General features: G+C 74.1%; 13 protein-coding genes and 1 pseudogene. 5 read left to right on the top strand and 9 right to left on the bottom strand.

Annotated elements, in window-relative coordinates:
- The first annotated feature begins 148 nt into the window (after window positions 1-148).
- From ACFXPX_RS19025 to ACFXPX_RS19005, 5 genes are all read left to right on the top strand, one after another.
- Window positions 149-682: an EF-hand domain-containing protein gene (locus tag ACFXPX_RS19025; protein ID WP_380588475.1), complete on the top strand. Its 534-nt coding sequence runs from the start codon at window positions 149-151 to the stop codon at window positions 680-682.
- A gap of 28 nt (window positions 683-710) precedes the next feature.
- Window positions 711-977 carry a hypothetical protein gene (locus tag ACFXPX_RS19020; protein ID WP_380588478.1) on the top strand — a complete coding sequence of 89 codons (267 nt, stop codon included), beginning with the start codon at window positions 711-713 and terminating at the stop codon, window positions 975-977.
- The gene (locus tag ACFXPX_RS19015) at window positions 974-1,615 is read left to right on the top strand and encodes a cysteine hydrolase family protein (RefSeq protein ID WP_380588482.1); all 642 of its coding nucleotides are present in this window, start codon (window positions 974-976) and stop codon (window positions 1,613-1,615) included. The genes ACFXPX_RS19020 and ACFXPX_RS19015 overlap by 4 nt, the downstream gene beginning before the upstream one ends.
- A complete protein-coding gene (locus ACFXPX_RS19010; RefSeq protein WP_380642342.1) occupies window positions 1,612-2,547 on the top strand; it encodes an SAM-dependent methyltransferase in 936 nt (311 codons plus the stop codon). The genes ACFXPX_RS19015 and ACFXPX_RS19010 overlap by 4 nt, the downstream gene beginning before the upstream one ends.
- Before the next feature lie 121 nt (window positions 2,548-2,668).
- The gene (locus ACFXPX_RS19005) at window positions 2,669-3,556 is read left to right on the top strand and encodes a 2OG-Fe(II) oxygenase family protein (protein ID WP_380642340.1); all 888 of its coding nucleotides are present in this window, start codon (window positions 2,669-2,671) and stop codon (window positions 3,554-3,556) included.
- 17 nt (window positions 3,557-3,573) lie between these two features.
- On the opposite strand, the gene ACFXPX_RS19000 is transcribed toward ACFXPX_RS19005, so the two are convergent.
- From ACFXPX_RS19000 to ACFXPX_RS18960, 9 genes and pseudogenes are all read right to left on the bottom strand, one after another.
- The gene (locus ACFXPX_RS19000; RefSeq protein WP_380642338.1) at window positions 3,574-3,888 is read right to left on the bottom strand and encodes a DUF3027 domain-containing protein; all 315 of its coding nucleotides are present in this window, start codon (window positions 3,886-3,888) and stop codon (window positions 3,574-3,576) included.
- Window positions 3,885-4,292 carry a hypothetical protein gene (locus ACFXPX_RS18995; protein WP_380588493.1) on the bottom strand — a complete coding sequence of 136 codons (408 nt, stop codon included), beginning with the start codon at window positions 4,290-4,292 and terminating at the stop codon, window positions 3,885-3,887. The genes ACFXPX_RS19000 and ACFXPX_RS18995 overlap by 4 nt, the downstream gene beginning before the upstream one ends.
- Window positions 4,289-10,201 carry an SAV_2336 N-terminal domain-related protein gene (locus ACFXPX_RS18990; RefSeq protein ID WP_380642336.1) on the bottom strand — a complete coding sequence of 1,971 codons (5,913 nt, stop codon included), beginning with the start codon at window positions 10,199-10,201 and terminating at the stop codon, window positions 4,289-4,291. The genes ACFXPX_RS18995 and ACFXPX_RS18990 overlap by 4 nt, the downstream gene beginning before the upstream one ends.
- Before the next feature lie 11 nt (window positions 10,202-10,212).
- Window positions 10,213-11,298 carry an AAA family ATPase gene (locus ACFXPX_RS18985; protein ID WP_380642334.1) on the bottom strand — a complete coding sequence of 362 codons (1,086 nt, stop codon included), beginning with the start codon at window positions 11,296-11,298 and terminating at the stop codon, window positions 10,213-10,215.
- Between the two features lie 121 nt (window positions 11,299-11,419).
- Complete coding sequence (locus ACFXPX_RS18980) at window positions 11,420-12,973, bottom strand: hypothetical protein (RefSeq protein ID WP_380642332.1); 1,554 nt, start codon at window positions 12,971-12,973, stop codon at window positions 11,420-11,422.
- Between the two features lie 4 nt (window positions 12,974-12,977).
- A complete protein-coding gene (locus ACFXPX_RS18975) occupies window positions 12,978-13,934 on the bottom strand; it encodes a trypsin-like peptidase domain-containing protein (protein ID WP_380642330.1) in 957 nt (318 codons plus the stop codon).
- A complete protein-coding gene (locus ACFXPX_RS18970; RefSeq protein WP_380642328.1) occupies window positions 13,931-14,071 on the bottom strand; it encodes a hypothetical protein in 141 nt (46 codons plus the stop codon). The genes ACFXPX_RS18975 and ACFXPX_RS18970 overlap by 4 nt, the downstream gene beginning before the upstream one ends.
- Before the next feature lie 263 nt (window positions 14,072-14,334).
- Window positions 14,335-14,625, bottom strand: a complete 291-nt coding sequence (locus tag ACFXPX_RS18965; RefSeq protein ID WP_375884252.1) for a hypothetical protein — start codon at window positions 14,623-14,625, stop codon at window positions 14,335-14,337.
- Window positions 14,622-14,890, bottom strand: a pseudogene (locus tag ACFXPX_RS18960) (hypothetical protein); the annotation flags it as partial. The pseudogene ACFXPX_RS18960 and the gene ACFXPX_RS18965, both read right to left, overlap by 4 nt.

Raw genomic sequence — 14,890 nt, 5'->3', positions numbered from 1 at the left:
AACCTCCGGGCCATTCGGACGATTTCACCCCATCAGGTGAACACGACGATCATGCCCCCGCTCACACCCGCCCGGTCGTCGATAGTGGGGGAACCACCGGGCGCCGAGGCGCCCCGTTCCCCGACGCACCACGTCCCAGGAGCCGTTCATGCTGACCGAGGCCGCCCAGCGGGTCGAACTGGTCTTCACCCTCTTCGACGCCAACCGCAACGGAGTGATCGAGGCCGAGGACTTCGCGCTGATGTCGGCCCGCGTGGTCGAGGCCGCCACCGACTCCGGCGAGCCCGCGAAGCAGGCCATCCGGGCCGCCTTCCGACGCTACTGGGCCACCCTGGAGCGCGAGTTGGACGTCGACGGCGACGGCGTGGTCAGCCGCGACGAGTTCCGCGCCTTCGTCCTGGCGCCCGAGCGCTTCGGCCCGACCGCCGCCGAGTTCGCCCAGGCGCTGTCCGCACTCGGCAACCCGGACGGCGACGGGTACGTCGAGCGGCCGCTGTTCGTCGCGCTGATGACCGCGATCGGCTTCGGACCCGCCAACATCGACGCCCTGTTCGACGCCTTCGGCCCCACCCCCGACGACCGGATCACCGTCGCCACCTGGGCCGACGGGATCCGCGACTTCTACGCCCCGGACAAGGCCGGCATCCCCGGCGACCTGCTGGTCGGCACCCCGATCGCCTGAACCCTCGACCCTGCCCCGAGGAGGCACCTTGGCACCCGTCGTCGCACGCGCCGTCGGCCGGGGAACGGGCGCGGAACTCGCGACCGTCTTCGAGCAGACCCCGCACCGGATCGCCCAACTCCACGACACCGCAGTGGAGATCACCCGCTCCCCCCGGACGTACCACTCCTCCGTCCCGCTGCGCGAGGAGGCCGCGGACACCGAGCGGCACGCCGACGCCTGCCACGTCACCGCCTACGCCACCGCAGACACCGCCGACACCGCCGCCGGCGCCCTGCCCGGGGCGGTCGCGTGAACGCCGCGCCGCCGACCGGCCGTACCGCCCTGGTCGTCGTCGACCTGCAGAACGACTTCTGCGCCGGGCCCGTCGCCGCCGCCCGCTACCCCGGCGACCCGACCCGGCTCGCCACCGTCGCCGCCAACACCGCCCGGGCCGTCGAGGCGGCCCGCGCCCACGGCACCGAGGTGGTCTTCGTCCGCTTCCTCGGCGACCCCGCCCACCAGGGCGCGAGCTGGCGCCACCGGGACGCCGCGCTCGGCAAACGGCCCAAGTGCCTCGACGGCAGCTGGGGCGCCGAGTTCCACGCCGTGACGCCGAGGGCGGACGAGGCCGTGTTCACCAAGCACGCCTGCTTCGACGCCTTCCTCAGCGCGGGCTTCGAACGGCACCTCGTCGACGGCGGCGTCCACCACCTCGCCATGACGGGCGTGTTCGCCGACGTGTGCGTCGACACCACCGCGCGCACCGCCTTCCAGAAGGGCTTCCACATCACCGTCCTCGCCGACTGCACGGCAGCGCTGCACCTGCCCGACGAGGCCGTCCTCGGTTTCATGCAGCGGGTGTACGGCGCCCGCGTCACCACCCGCGACCGGCTCGACGTCTGGACCAACCCTCCCGAGACCCCCGCCCCCCGACCACAGGAGCGCACATGAGTGTCGGCGCGACCGAGACCCTCGACCCGACCGGAACCCCCGGCACCCCCGGCACCGACGGCCACGCCGTCACCGAAGGCGTCGCCCTCACCGCCGTCCTGGTCGCCGCCGCCCGGGCGATCGAGACCCACCGCCCCGACGCCCTCGCCCGGGACCCGTACGCGGAGCACTTCGTCCGCGCCGTCCCCGCCGCCGCCGACTGGCCGCTCCACCCCCAGGACGTCCCGGCCGGGGAGGCCGACCCGCTGTGGGGCCGGCTCGGCCGCTACTTCGCCCTGCGCACCCGGGCGTTGGACGACCAGCTGCTGCGCGCCGTCCAACTCGGCGCCCGCCAGGTCGTCCTGCTCGGCGCCGGACTGGACGCCCGGGCGTACCGGCTCGACTGGCCGTCCGACTGCGCCCTCTACGAGGTCGACCGGCCCGAGGTACTGGCCTTCAAACAGGGTGTCCTGGACGGCATCGAAGCCCGTCCGACCACCCCCCACCGGGTCACCGTCGGCACCGACCTGCGCACCGACTGGGCCCAGGCGCTCACCGACGCCGGCTTCCGCCCCGACCGGCCCACCGCCTGGCTCGCCGAAGGCCTGCTGCTCTACCTGCCCGGCACCGCCGAACGCGAGCTCTTCGCCACCGTCGCCCGGCTCAGCGCCCCCGGCTCCACCCTCGCCTACGAGGCCAAGCTCGGCATCGAGTCCGCGGCCGTCCGCACCAACCCCGTCTACACCGCCACCCGCGACCGGACCGGCATCGACCTGCTCGCCCTCTTCGACGCCGAACCCCGCCCCGACACCCCCGCCGACCTGCGCGCGCACGGCTGGTCCACCACCGACCACACCCCCTTCGAGTTCACCCGCCACTACGGCCGCGGGCCGCTCCCCGAACCGGACGACACCCTCGCCGCCAACCGCTGGGTCTTCGCCGTCCGGCCCTGACACACTCCTGACGCACGCCCGGTACACACGTTCCGTCAACGGTTCAAAATCCCGGCATCTTCTCCGCGTACCGTCGATCCGGGGCCCGATCAAGGGCCCGGGTACGGAGGAGGGACGCACCATGCACACCGTTGCCACGCACACCGCCACCCACGTCGCCGCGCAGGCCGCCGTGCGGGCCGCCGCGCAGGCCGCCGACGATCTGCTGCGCGACGGCTACGCCCGGGTCACGCTCGACGACGGCGCGGCGCACCTGCTGCACCGGGTGCTCGGCGAGAGCCGGACGTTCTTCGGCCGGCCGACAGAACGCAAGTTCCGCTACTCGACCGGCGACTTCAACTCCGGCTACCGCCCGCTCGGCCGCGAGTTCTCGGTCCGCTCCGACCGCCCCGACCTCAACGACTGCTTCACCCTCTGGCACGACCGCCTCGACCTGATCCCCCACGCGGCCGAACTCCCCGACCTCACCGCCGCCCTGCTCGCCTGGCGCCGCCACCTCGCCGCACTGGTCACCCACACCGTCGGCGAGCTCGCCACCCGACTCGGCGGGCACCGGGCCCCCGCCTTCGAAGCCGCCTCCTACCTCCAGCTCAACGACTACGCGGCCACCGGCTCCGACCGCGACCTGCTCCAGGACCGCCACGAGGACGGCCACCTGGTCACCGTCATCCACGCCACCGCCCCCGGCCTCGAACTCTTCCTCGACGGCACCCCCCGCCCGGTGGACACCGCCCCCGACGACGTCATCCTGATGCCCGGCTCGGTCCTCACCGACCTCACCGCCGGCCGCGTCCCCGCCCTCTACCACCAGGTCCGCAACCTGCGCCTGCCCGAGCGCACCGCACTGATGTACTTCGTCAACCCCGAACTCACCGAGCCCGTGTACGCCTGGACGGCGGAGCCGGGGGCGCAGCGGGGAGCCGAGCGGGTCGACCTGCGGGTCGACCTGCGGGAGAAGATCCGCACCAACCCCGGCATGTTCGGCCTCCCCGAGGTCCCGGCACTCTGATCCCCCGCCGGCCGTCGTCAGAAGTCCGACGGGACGGACCACCGGCCCGAGCGCGCGAAGCGCTCGCAGCCGTCGTGCTCGAACCGCACCGTCCCGTCGAACTCCGACTCCCCGTTCGCGCACGCCCCGTAGTCCAGCCCCAGGGTGCCGGCCAACGGGAACCAGTGACGGCAGAAGCCGCACTGCTGGCGGTACCACTCGTCCGGGTACTCATCGTCGTCCGAAGCTCCACGGTGACGCCGAGTGATCCACCGGCCGTGGACCGCGTCCAGCTCCTCCGGGTTCTCCGCCGCATGCGTCGCCGTGTCCGCCTCCTCGCCACCCCCGGTCATCGCCCGAGGGCGAACGACCCGTGCGCATTCCACAGTTCGCACCGCCGGTCGCTCCCGGCCACTCGCCCGACGTACATCGGGTCGGACACGTCCGCCTCCGCCGCCTCGACCACCTCGGCCACCCGCGCGGACACCTCCCCCGGGTCGCCCGGCCAGATCAACGGCCCGAGCCTTGGATCGCCGAACTCGGACTCCAGGAGGGCCGATCCCTCCACCGGGATCGCCGAGAGGGCGTAGAGGACGTGGTCGAGGTCGTCCGGGTCGAAGCGGGTCGCGAGCGTGCGGAAGTACCACCAGTTCCCGCGTTCGGTCTCCACCCGGGCGACCCCTGCCCGGGGACCGTCGTACCAGTCGAAGATCATGACGGCTCGAAAGAGTGGCATCGCGTCGTCGTCAGTCGTCATCGGTCTCTTCCGTCCGGCACCCAGGTGGCCTGGAACAGTGTTCCGGACGGGCGATCGGACGTCACCAGGATTCCCCGGCCCGGCGGGAGGGGCCGGGGCGTGACGCTGCCGAGCAGGTAGCCCTCCCGGCCGTCACCGGACAGCAGCACGCCCTGCCCCCCGTAGCCGCACACGACCCCGAGGAACGGGTCGGCGGTGCGGGCCTGGCCGGCGCCCACGGAGTGGTCGGCGACGATCACGCGGAGGCCGAGCTCCCCGGCCCGCGGCAGGAATGCGGCCAGGGAGGGCAACGGGTTGTCCTCGTTCGCGGCGACCACGTCCAGGTCGTCCACGACGAGGACGATGTCCTTGTGCCCCCGTGACCCGGGTGTCCGGCTGGTGACCGCGATGCGCAGGATCCGGGCCAGGGTGGCCAGGCTCGACATGTCCCCCGCGTAGTGGACGAGGTACTCGGGCGGCACCTCGGCCCGCAGCGAGGCCTCGAAGTCCACCACCAGGAAGCCCACTTCGTCCGGGGTGAAGCGCTCGGTGAGCCGCTTGACCAGCAGGCGGAGCAGCGCCGTCTTCCCGGACCCGGTGTCGCCGAAGACGGCGAACAGCGGGCCGGCCTGGAAGTCGACGGACACCGGGGCCTGTCGGACGTCGTCGAGCCCGATCACCACGCCCTGCGAGGTACTGCCGTGGGAGGACCGGTCGGGGGCCGCGATCATGGACGCGTCCACCCAACCGGGGGCCATGATGACCGCCTCGACCCCACCGGGGCTGCGAAGTTCGGGATCGTCCGTGCGGATCATCTCGTACAGCCGCGTCACCAACGGGCTCGGCACAACGGCCAACTCCTGTTGCAGCGCGCGCTGGAGCTGCCCGTAGGCGACGAGTGCCACGGTCCGCCGACCGGACCGGTAGTGGGCGAGCATCAGCAGCGCGCACAACCGCTCGCGCAACGGGTTCTCGTGGACGAGCCGTTCGAGTGCGTTCGCGAGCTCCGAGTGCTGCCCGAGTGCCAGGCCGGTGGCGTACATCTCCTCGGTGGCCGCCATCCGCCGCTCGGTCAGCCGGGTGCGCTCGCCGGAGGCGTACGGCCCGGGGACGCCGTCCAGCGCCGGGCCGTCCCAGAGGTCGAGCGCGGATCGCAGCAGGGTGTACGCCTCGGACGCGTCCCCGGCCTCCTGCGTCTGCCGGGCCTCGGCCAGGCGCTGCTCGAACACGGCCAGGTCCACCGATTCCGGCTCGACGTTCAGCCGGTAGCCGTCGGCGACCGTCTGGAGGACCTCGGCCTCGTCGCCGGGGTCGGTACGGTCGCCGAGGACGGAGCGCAACCGCCGCACCTGGGCCCGCAGGTCCACGTCCGGTCGGCGCGACGACGAATCGTCCCACACCGCATCGATCAGCGCGGCGGTGGACACCCGCTCCGGAGCGTGCAGCAGGAGCGTGGCCAGGAGTGCCCGGTCCTGCGGGTTGCCGATGGACAGTTGCGCGTCGCCCAACCGCACACGCAACGGGCCGAGCAAGGAGTAGCGCAGGCGAGCACCAGCGGGTGCGCCCAGTTCCACAGCGCGTCGGTGGAGTTCGTCGAGGCGGGCCCGTTCCTGTTCCGCCGACGGCCCGGGCACGTCGGCCAGGGGAGGGTCCCGCCAGAGGGTGAGCGCCTCCACGGCGTGCTGTCGGGCGGTTGCCGGATCGCGTCCCGCCCAGGCCGCCTCGGCGTGCCGCAGGGATCGTTCGAAGAGCTCGGCGTCGATCTGTTCGGGACGGACGTTCAGCACCCAGGTGTGTCCGTCCGACAACTCCTCCAGCACCCTGCGCCGGGCCGCAGGAGGATTCAGCGCGGCTTGCAACTCCCGCACGTGGAGCCGCATCCGGTCGAGTTCGCGCTCGGACCCCGCCGACCGCTCCCCCACCGCCTCGATCAGCACCTCGGCCCGGACCGGGCGACCACGGTACTTCAACAGTGCGGCGAGCACTGCCCGCTGAACCGGATGGCCGAGTTCGATCGACTCCCTCCCCCGCCATACCCGGACGGCTCCGAGCAGTGCGAACCTCAGCGGCTGTGCCACCAGACGTTCGGCGGGTCGAAGGGTCCCTGCGGATTCGATCCGCAGGGCGGCTTCGAGGGCGGACGGCTGTCGGCGCGGGTCCGTGTCCAACAGTTCACGTGCGAGCCGCTGCAGGGCTTCGGGCCCTCCGGCCTCCTGGAGGAGGCCGCCGAGGGCCCGGAGGTCGCTGGTCAGGTACGCCGATCCGGTCCCGCTGAAGTCGATCCCGAAGTCACAGAGGGCCGGGCTGCCGTCAGGGCGGACGAGGATGTTGGAGGTGTCGATGTTGCCGTGCCCGATCCCCTTGCCGTGGAGGTAGGCGAGTGCCTCGGCCACACCGTGGACCACCACCGCGATCTCGTCCGTGGACGCCGAGCCCCCGTTGATGACGTGTTCCAGATCCGGGCCGTCGATGAATTCGAGGACCAGGTAGAGGCGTTCACCGTCGACGCCCGCGCGGTGGCAGGCGACGATGCCCGGGTGGTCGAGCTCGGTGAGCTTTCCGGCCTGTCGTAGGAACGAGTCCTCGTCCATGGCGGACGGCAGGCGGCTCCGGTGGAAGATCTTCACCGCGACCGTCGTACCGTTCTGCTCGTCCCGGGCCCGCCAGACCTCGCTCTGCCGTCCTCGGGCGATCCGCTCGGTGAGGCGGTAGCGCTGGGCGAGCAACGGTGCTTCGGCCTCGCGTCGTTGGTCGCCGCGCCAGCGGCCCTCGAACTCCCAGATGTGGATGTGGGTGTCCCGGTCGCCGATCGAGGCGAGCACGCAGCGGGTGTCATCGCCGCTGATCCCGACGATCGTCCGCGCCCGGCCGGGGTCGACCACGGCGGCGGCGAAGAACTCGACGGTCGACGGGTCCTCGGGCTGCCAGCGGTGGAGGCGTCCGGTCGGGTCGACGCCGATCAGGAGCTGCCGCCCGTCCTGTTGGGGCAGCACGGTCATGGCCCAGGAACGATGGCCTCCGGGCAGGCCCCTCAGCTCCAGGCTCGCATCGCCGTCCTGGGGGCTCCGGACATGCATCCGCCCGTCGGTGTCGGACGTCCAGAGGAGTTGCTCCCCGTCGCTACCGACGAAGGGCGCCATGGCCGCCGGGGAGACGAGAACGCTGCTCTGCGTAGAGACGAGCGTTCCGTCGTAGCCGTCCCAGTAGGCGAGTCCGCCGGCGGAGTCCGCCGTGCAGAGGAGGGGCGGGTTCTCGCTGACCTGCGCCATCGCGACGATCGACGGGACGGCTGCCGCCAGGGTCAGTCGACGGCCCATCTCCTGCCCTGTCGACACGTCGATGGAGCGGACCACGCCGTCCACGCCGTACACGGCGACGTGCACGTGAACGCTGTCGAGGCGGCCCACGGCAGCGATCGCCAGGGCCGGGCTGGGCAGGCGGAAGCTGCGGACGGTGGAGTAGGAGTCCCCCGCCCCCTCCGGCCCGACCAGCACGGCCAGTTTCTCGTCCAGGTGCCAGGTCGCCAGTTCCTCCGGGCGGCGGGGCATCCGGTCGAGGAGGTGCTGGAACTCCTGGGCGTACTCGATCCGCCGGTAGGCGTCGCCGAGGCGGTGGCGGATCTCCTCGCGGAGTTCGTCCTCGGTGAGGAAGGCCAGGACGATGGTCGTCGCGGACTGCAGGAAGGGCTTTCCCTCGCGGGAGTTGGTCGTGACGATCACCCGGCCCCCCTCGGAGTCGAGGAGCCGGGCGAGTTCGCGGGGGTACAGGTCGTCCGACCACAGGTCGTCCACGATGACCAGCCAGTTCGGGTGGGCGTCGAGCCGCTCGTCGAGGCGGTCGGCGCTCTCCGCGCCCAGGGCGGCCCGCAACCGCTCGAAGCCGGTGGCCATCGTGTCGGCGGTCTGCCCGTTGATCCAGTGGATGAAGGGGTGCTGCCCGCCGTGCAACCGGACGTACTCCTGGAGGAGGCGGCGCCTCCCCATGCCCTGGGCCGCCTCGATCGCGATCAGCCGGGTCCTCGTGCCCCCTCGTTCGCAGGCCTGGACGAGCCGGTCGAGTTCCTCCTGCCGTCCGATCATCCGCGGCGGGTCCGGCGGGCTGGTGACCGGTGGGGGCGGGGTCAGCAGCTCCCGCCGGAACGTCCGGTCGCCGACGGCGCTGCTCAAGTGCCGGGCGATCGTGACGTGTTGGCCGCCGGCCCCGGCCAGGACCCGTGCCGCGACCTCGGCGAACGGGCGGCTGCGCTCCGGGAGCCGGTGCCGCGAGTCCTTGGTCGCGGCGGCGAGGGCGCGGAAGTCGAGGGTGCCGCCGAAGGTCGCGGCGACCCGGCCGGAGACCTTGGCGAGGACGTGCTCCAGCACCCGGACCGACTCGGTGCGGGTCAGCTCCCCCAGCAGTTCCTCCCGGACGCCGTCGACGAAGTCGTACACCACCTCGTCCGGGTCGGCGGCCTTCTCCCGCACCTCGATCAGCCCGGACAGGAACAGTTCGGCGAGTTCCCGCTGCCCGGACTCCGGCACGGTCGACCGCTGGACCAGCCGCATCACGGGCAGGCTGAGCGGCGCCGCCGCCAGGTGGCAGGCGAGCCGGTGGGCGTTCGGGGAGCTGCCGGCCCGGAAGGCGGCGACCCGGTCGGCGGGCGGGCGCGCGGCCGTGTCCCTGGTGCGCGGGCGCGGCGGGCGCGGGATCCCGCTGAGCGGTGCGGCCAGCATGGGCGTCCAGCCGGTGGTGCGGCCGGCGGTGAGGTCGGCCCAGGGGGCGATCCAGTCGGCGTCGATCTCCAGGACCGGCAGCCAGCCGACCGAGGCCCGGGCCGACGCGCCGGCCCGGCCGCGCGGGATGCCGGGCAGGGTGCTCTCGGTGCGCAGCCGCGGGACGGGCCGGCCGTGGGTGGCGGCGCGGGCCTCGACGGGGGCGGCGCGCAGGGCCGTCCGGTGCCAGAGCCGGCGGGGCAGCACCTGAAGGGCGGCGGCCGGTCCGGCGGCTGCGGCGCAAACCAGGAAGGGCACCAACTCCCTGCCGTACCAGGCCGGTCCGACGCCGTCGGTGAGGACGAACAGGAGCCGGCGCCCGTGCGGGTCGGCGAGCGGGCGGGACCAGTTCGGGTCGGGGGCGGCGGGGGGCGGGGCGGCGGTGCGGCGGCGGCGGAAGGGGGTGAGGTGCGGGGTGCCCCGGTCGGTGTCGAGGGACCAGGTGCGGACCTCCTCGAAGGCGCCGTGGCGTTCGAGCAGGGTGGCGAGTTCACCGGCGAGGTCGTGCCAGACGGCCATGGTGGCGCCGGTGTCGACCAGCAGGTCGACGGAGTAGCGGGGCTCGGTCCGCTGCCAGACCGGCAGCAGCACCCCGGCCTCGGCGGTGGCCTCCGCCGTCGCCTCCTCGTCGAGGTGGGAGGGCCTGCGGCCGCCGGGGCGCTGGGTGAGCGGGCGGCGCAGCGGCCGCAGGGCGCGGGCGATGGCGAGGGCGCCGGGCAGGGCGGGGGGCCGGGTGACCTGGACGACCTCGGCGCCGCGGGCGGGGCCGCCGGGGTGGTCGGGGTCGGCGGGTTCGGCGGGGGCGTGGCGGGGGTGGAGTTCGACCTTGGGGCCGGGCCGCGGGGTGGTGGGGGCGGGCGGTCGGGGCCGGTCGGGGTCGGGGTCGGTGTCGGCGGGGCGGCGGGGGTCCTGGCGGGGGTCGGCGGACGGCTGGTGCGGGTTCGGGTGCGGGGTGGCCGGGGGTGCGGGGTGGCCGCCCGGCGACTCCGGGTCCGCATCGGCATCGGCGTCGGTGGCGGTGGCGGTGAGCGGGCCGAGGCCGGCCAGTTGGGAGATCCACAGCACGTCGGCTAGATCCTGGGGCTGCGACGCGCCGTCCTCGGGTGCGACGAGGGCGGCCAGCGCCTGCCGCAGCGCGGCGTGCACCGCCGGCTCGCCGTCCGTACCGAACCCGTCCACCGGCCGCCGCCTCAGCTCTCGTTGAGCGGGCGCAGCAGGACGTCCTGGATGACGTCGCGCCCCGGTCCGCTGCCCCACAGGCCGCGTTCGGCCATCAGCAGGGCGTTGAGCAGCTGGTCGTTGGCCAGGTCGGCGCCGTCCTCGCGCTGGCGGCGCAGGAACTCGGTGATGAGCTCGGCGCGTTGGGTACCGTCCGGGCTGCCGTCCGCGCCGAGGTGGGCGGCGACCATGGCGGCCAGCCGTTCCTCGGTGGGCGGTTGGATCTCCAGCCGCACGCAGCGGCGCAGCAGGGCGGAGGGGAACTCCCGCTCGCCGTTGCTGGTGAGGACGACCAGCGGGAAGTGGGCGCAGCGCACGTGGCCGCCGCGGACGACGGCGCGCCGGCCGGGGTCGGCGACGGCGACCTCCTGCGGGCCCGGGCCGAGGCGCTGGAGTTCGGGGATCTCGAACTCGCCCTCCTCGAAGACGTTGAGGAGGTCGTTGGGCAGGTCGATGTCGCTCTTGTCGATCTCGTCGATGAGGACGACGCGGGGGGTGCGCCAGGGCAGCAGGGCGGTGCCGAGCGGGCCGAGGCGCAGGAACCGGCCGATGGCGGGCGGCCTGCGGTGCGGGCCGTCCTGCGGCGCGTGCAGGCCGGCCTCGTGGAGCCGGCCGATGGCGTCGTAGGTGTAGAGGCCGTCGCGCAGGGTGGAGCGGCTGCTGATCGGCCAGCGCAGCACCGGGCCGAGGCCCAGCTCGTGGGCGACGGCATAGGCGAGGGTGGACTTGCCGACGCCGGGCTTGCCGGTGATCAGCAGCGGGCGGCGCAGGTGGAGGGCCAGGTTGACGAGGTGGACCTCGCGTTCGTCGGCCTGGTAGGCGGTGGCCTGCTGGACGCGGCCGAGGCGGCGGGCCGTCAAGCCGGCGGCCTCCTGGACGGGGGGCGGCGGGAGTTCCTCGTCGCCGTCGAGCCAGTCGCCGAAGGAGCGCCAGGCCGGGGCGGGCGGGAGCGCGGCGATGCCGCCGTGGGGCACGCCGGTGCCCCGGTAGATCCACCAGTTCTCGGGCATCGTTACCGCCTCGTCCTCGTCCTCGTTCTCGTTCTCATCGTTTCCCACTCCTCGGCCCTGTGTGCGGTCGTTTCCCGCGCCGTCGGTTCACGCTTCACCGCCGGCCATCCGCCTCGCATCGTCCGGCCCACACCCTCCGCCTCACACCCTCCGCCTCACACCCTCCGCCTCACACCATCCCCGGGAACCCGGCGTCCTGGTCCGGGTCCATGCAGTTCGGGTCGTCCCAGAAGAGGGCGACGCCGTCCTGGGTGGGTGCCTCCCGGGTGACCTTGCGGTGCCGGTGGACGGCTTCCGGCAGGTGGGCGAGGGAGCGCGGGCGGTTGCGGAGCAGGGCGTCGACCACCTCGGTCGGGGCGCCGGGGGTGCGGCGCCACAGCATGGCCGGGACGCCGTCGATCTCCACGGCGTCGAGCACGGCCGCGCGCACCCGGGGGTCGAGTTCGTCGTACGGGGTGTCGAGGGCGAGGCAGGCGACGGTGGGGCGGCCGTCGAGCCAGCCGGGCAGGTCGGCGACCCGTTCGGGGTGCAGGGGCGGCCAGTCGATCCGGTCGGCGGCGTCGCGGTCGAGGGTGTCGGCGAACAGGTGCTCCCACCGGTCGTACCAGGCCTCGGTCTGCAGCCACGGGTTGATGTAGCGGTCCAGGTAGCGGACCACCACCGGGTGCAGCAGTCCGATCCGGCGTCCGTCCAGGGTCGGGGACCACAGTTCGGCGCTGTGGCCGAGCAGTTCCCTGGGCAGCAGGAACTCGATCCGGACGGGGCTGCGCCGGTTCCGGCCGAGTTCGGCGAGCAGGGTCTGCCAGCCGGCCAGTCGGGCGCTGCCCTCGGCGACCAGGTCCTCCAGGGCGAGCGAGTCGGTGGCGACGAGGTCGTGGAGGCGGGCGATCGGGCCGCCGGCCAGCGGTTGCCGGTAGCAGGACGCCCGGAGGTGGTAGCGGCCGGCCTCGATGTGCTCCGGGGTCTCGGGTTCCAGCCGGATCTGCACGATCAGGCGGACGGCCGTCTCCTCCCGGGGCGCGGGGCGGGCGACTGGGAGGCTGCACAGCAGGGCGCCCAGGTCGCCGAGCCGGGGGTGCCGGAGCAGCAGGTCGCGGTCCCGGGCGAGGCCGTCCAGGAAGGCCAGGGCGTAGCCGGCGTCGGGGCCGCCGAAGTGGTCCAGCAGGCGGGTGAGGACCTCGGGCAGGGTGGTCCGCTCGTCGATCCGGTGGCGGCCGGGCGCGTTCGGGGGTACGTGGAGGAGCAGTTGGTGCGGGCCGGGGGCCGGGTCCAGGGTGCGCAGCAGGGTGATGGCGTGGAGCAGGGCGCGGGCGGGGAGGCCGGTCTCGGCGGTCAGCGCGAGCACGGTCACCTCCAGCCAGGGCAGGGCGCCGCCGTACGGGTCGTGGTCCCTGAGCGCCTCGCCGAGCGAGCCGAGGACGGCCCGGGGGTCGCGGGCGCAGCGGATGCTCCGCAGGATCTCCAGGACGTGTTCGCGCGGGGTGTCGGCCTCCTTGACGTCCAGGTGGAAGAGGCGGGACGCCGGGGAGCGGCCCATCGTCTCCAGCACGCCCTGGCGGAAGTCCCGTCGGGAGATGCCCTGGAAGTCGAACAGGATATCGGCCAGCAGGGCTTCGGCCTCCTCGAACGGGGCGGCGAGGTGGGTGCCCCGCTCGACGGCGGGGTGGGGGCCCCGCTCGACGGCGGCCTGCGGCGGCCTGCCGCCGTTCGCGCCTGGGTGCATCGGCCTACCAGCTCCCCGGACCGTCCGCGGGGCGGTCCCCGGCGGCCCGGCCGAGCACGTCCCGCAGGTGCGGTAACGCGCCGTCGTGGGGGGCGAGTTCCTCCAGTGCCGTGTACAGCGCGCGGAGGGCCGCCGGGGCGTCGCGGTGGTGGCGGCAGCGGCGCACGATGCGGAACAGGTGGTCGCGGCGGTCGGAGCGTTCCTCGACCTCGAAGGAGTTCGGCAGGCCGAGGTGCTCGCCCATCCGCTCCAGCAGGTCGAACCGGCCGTCGGCGCGCGCGGTGTACGGGAGGGCCATCAGCGCCGTCACCAGGTCGGCGTCGGTGGGCGGCGGTGGGGGCGCGGCTGCGCGAACCTCCGGGCCGAGGAAGGCGACCAGGGCGGCCAGCGGCACGTACCAGCCGCCCAGGTCCTGCTTGTGCGAGCGGGTGCTCTTGAGCACGCCGCGCACCAGCCCGTCCGGCCCGGCCAGCATGCTGCCGCTGAGGCCGGGTTGCACGAAGCCGGTGACGGCGGTGAACTCCCCGGACCGGCCGACGACCCGCAGGGCCACCGTGTCCTCGTTGACCCCCGGTGTCGGGGTGGCCGTGGAGTGCCCGAGGGCGGTCAGCCACGTCCCCGGCTCGGCCTCGGCGCCCGCCAGCGGGGCCACCGGGTGGCCGGGGCCGAGCGCCGGGACGGCGAGCAGCGCGAGGTCGGGGAACGCCTCGAAGGGGCCGGTGCCCAGCTCGGCGGGTTCGGCCCGGACGGCGTCGGGCGGCACGGGGTGCGTGCTCGCCCCGTGCCGCACCACCAGGCCCTCGGCCGGGCCGCGCCGGTCCAGCACCACGTGCGCGCAGGTGACCGCCAGGCCCGGGGCGACCAGGAAGCCGCTGCCCAGGAAGGCGCCCGCGGCCTCGATCCGGACGGCGCAGCGGTGCAGCGCCTCGGCCCGAGCGCCGTCGAGGTGCGGGCCGGTCACTCCGCGGCGGCGGGGGTGGCGGCCGGGGCGGCCCCGGCTCCTTCGGCCTCGGCGAAGCCCACCTCGCCGATCATCTCGGCCCGTACCGTGGTGCCGTCCCCCAGGTCGATCGTCTCCACCGTCACGTCCCCGGCCACGCCGCTCCCCTCCCGAACGTCCGGGCCGTACGCCCGAACCGCCGTGCCTGCCTGCGGCCTCCCCGACCGCGCGCGCCACCCTACCGCGAGCGCGCGGGCCGTTCGGCCGTCTTCCGCCCGTCCGGAGTTCCCCGCTTCCGGTGGGTGACGGTCACTCACGCCTCCTTCCGGCAGGCGGCCTTGTCGAGTGACGAGGCCCTTCGGAGCGCGAGGACTCCTGTCTCAGTGGCCGCGCTCCCCGGGCCGGGGCCGGCCGCCGGTCGTCACCGTCCGGCCTTGCGCGCCGCGGCGCGGATCGCCTCCGCGTACGGGGCGTCGAGGGCCCTGGTCTCCGGGGTGAGGTCCTGGAAGGGGACCAGGGCGCCGTGGTCGGCGTTCGTCGACTGCATCCACGCCGACCAGGCGTCGTGGACGTCCTCGTCCGTGACCTGCGTCCCCTTCGCCCGGAGCAGTACGGCGTAGCTGCGGAAGAGGTCGTCGGAGTCGGCCGGCGGCGCGGCGGCGGCCGGAAGGCACGAGCGGATGAGGTCGGCGAGCTCGTCGAGGTAGGTCATTCGAGCAGCGTTCCCAGGAGGATCACCAGATACACCGCGGCGAACACCCAGGGGACGAGCCGTTCGGAGATGCCGAGTTCCGCGTACCGCTTGCGCCCGGCCTGGCGCGGGGTCTGCTTGAGGTGGTTCCACTCGTCGGTGAAGACCTTGGCCGGCAGGCCGTTCTCCAGCTCGTTGATGACTTTGAACTTCGCGGCGTTGAGGTCCCGGTAGCTGCGCAGTTGGAGCCACCACGCGGCGGACAGGGTCAGGCCCGCCGCGGTGA

It is taken from the genome of Kitasatospora sp. NPDC059146 (genome assembly GCF_042786665.1).
Taxonomy (GTDB): domain Bacteria; phylum Actinomycetota; class Actinomycetes; order Streptomycetales; family Streptomycetaceae; genus Kitasatospora.
Note: the sequence above shows the minus strand (reverse complement) of the source record. Positions and strands in the feature narration are given on the sequence as shown.

What these genes read in the sequence shown, in the direction of transcription:
- ACFXPX_RS19025 (WP_380588475.1), top strand. Translation starts at nt 149, where the DNA reads ATGCTGACCGAGGCCGCCCAGCGGGTCGAACTGGTCTTCACCCTCTTC.
- ACFXPX_RS19010 (WP_380642342.1), top strand. Translation starts at nt 1,612, where the DNA reads ATGAGTGTCGGCGCGACCGAGACCCTCGACCCGACCGGAACCCCCGGC.
- ACFXPX_RS19005 (WP_380642340.1), top strand. Translation starts at nt 2,669, where the DNA reads ATGCACACCGTTGCCACGCACACCGCCACCCACGTCGCCGCGCAGGCC.
- ACFXPX_RS19000 (WP_380642338.1), bottom strand. Translation starts at nt 3,888, where the DNA reads ATGACCGGGGGTGGCGAGGAGGCGGACACGGCGACGCATGCGGCGGAG.
- ACFXPX_RS18995 (WP_380588493.1), bottom strand. Translation starts at nt 4,292, where the DNA reads ATGACGACTGACGACGACGCGATGCCACTCTTTCGAGCCGTCATGATC.
- ACFXPX_RS18980 (WP_380642332.1), bottom strand. Translation starts at nt 12,973, where the DNA reads ATGCACCCAGGCGCGAACGGCGGCAGGCCGCCGCAGGCCGCCGTCGAG.
- ACFXPX_RS18965 (WP_375884252.1), bottom strand. Translation starts at nt 14,625, where the DNA reads ATGACCTACCTCGACGAGCTCGCCGACCTCATCCGCTCGTGCCTTCCG.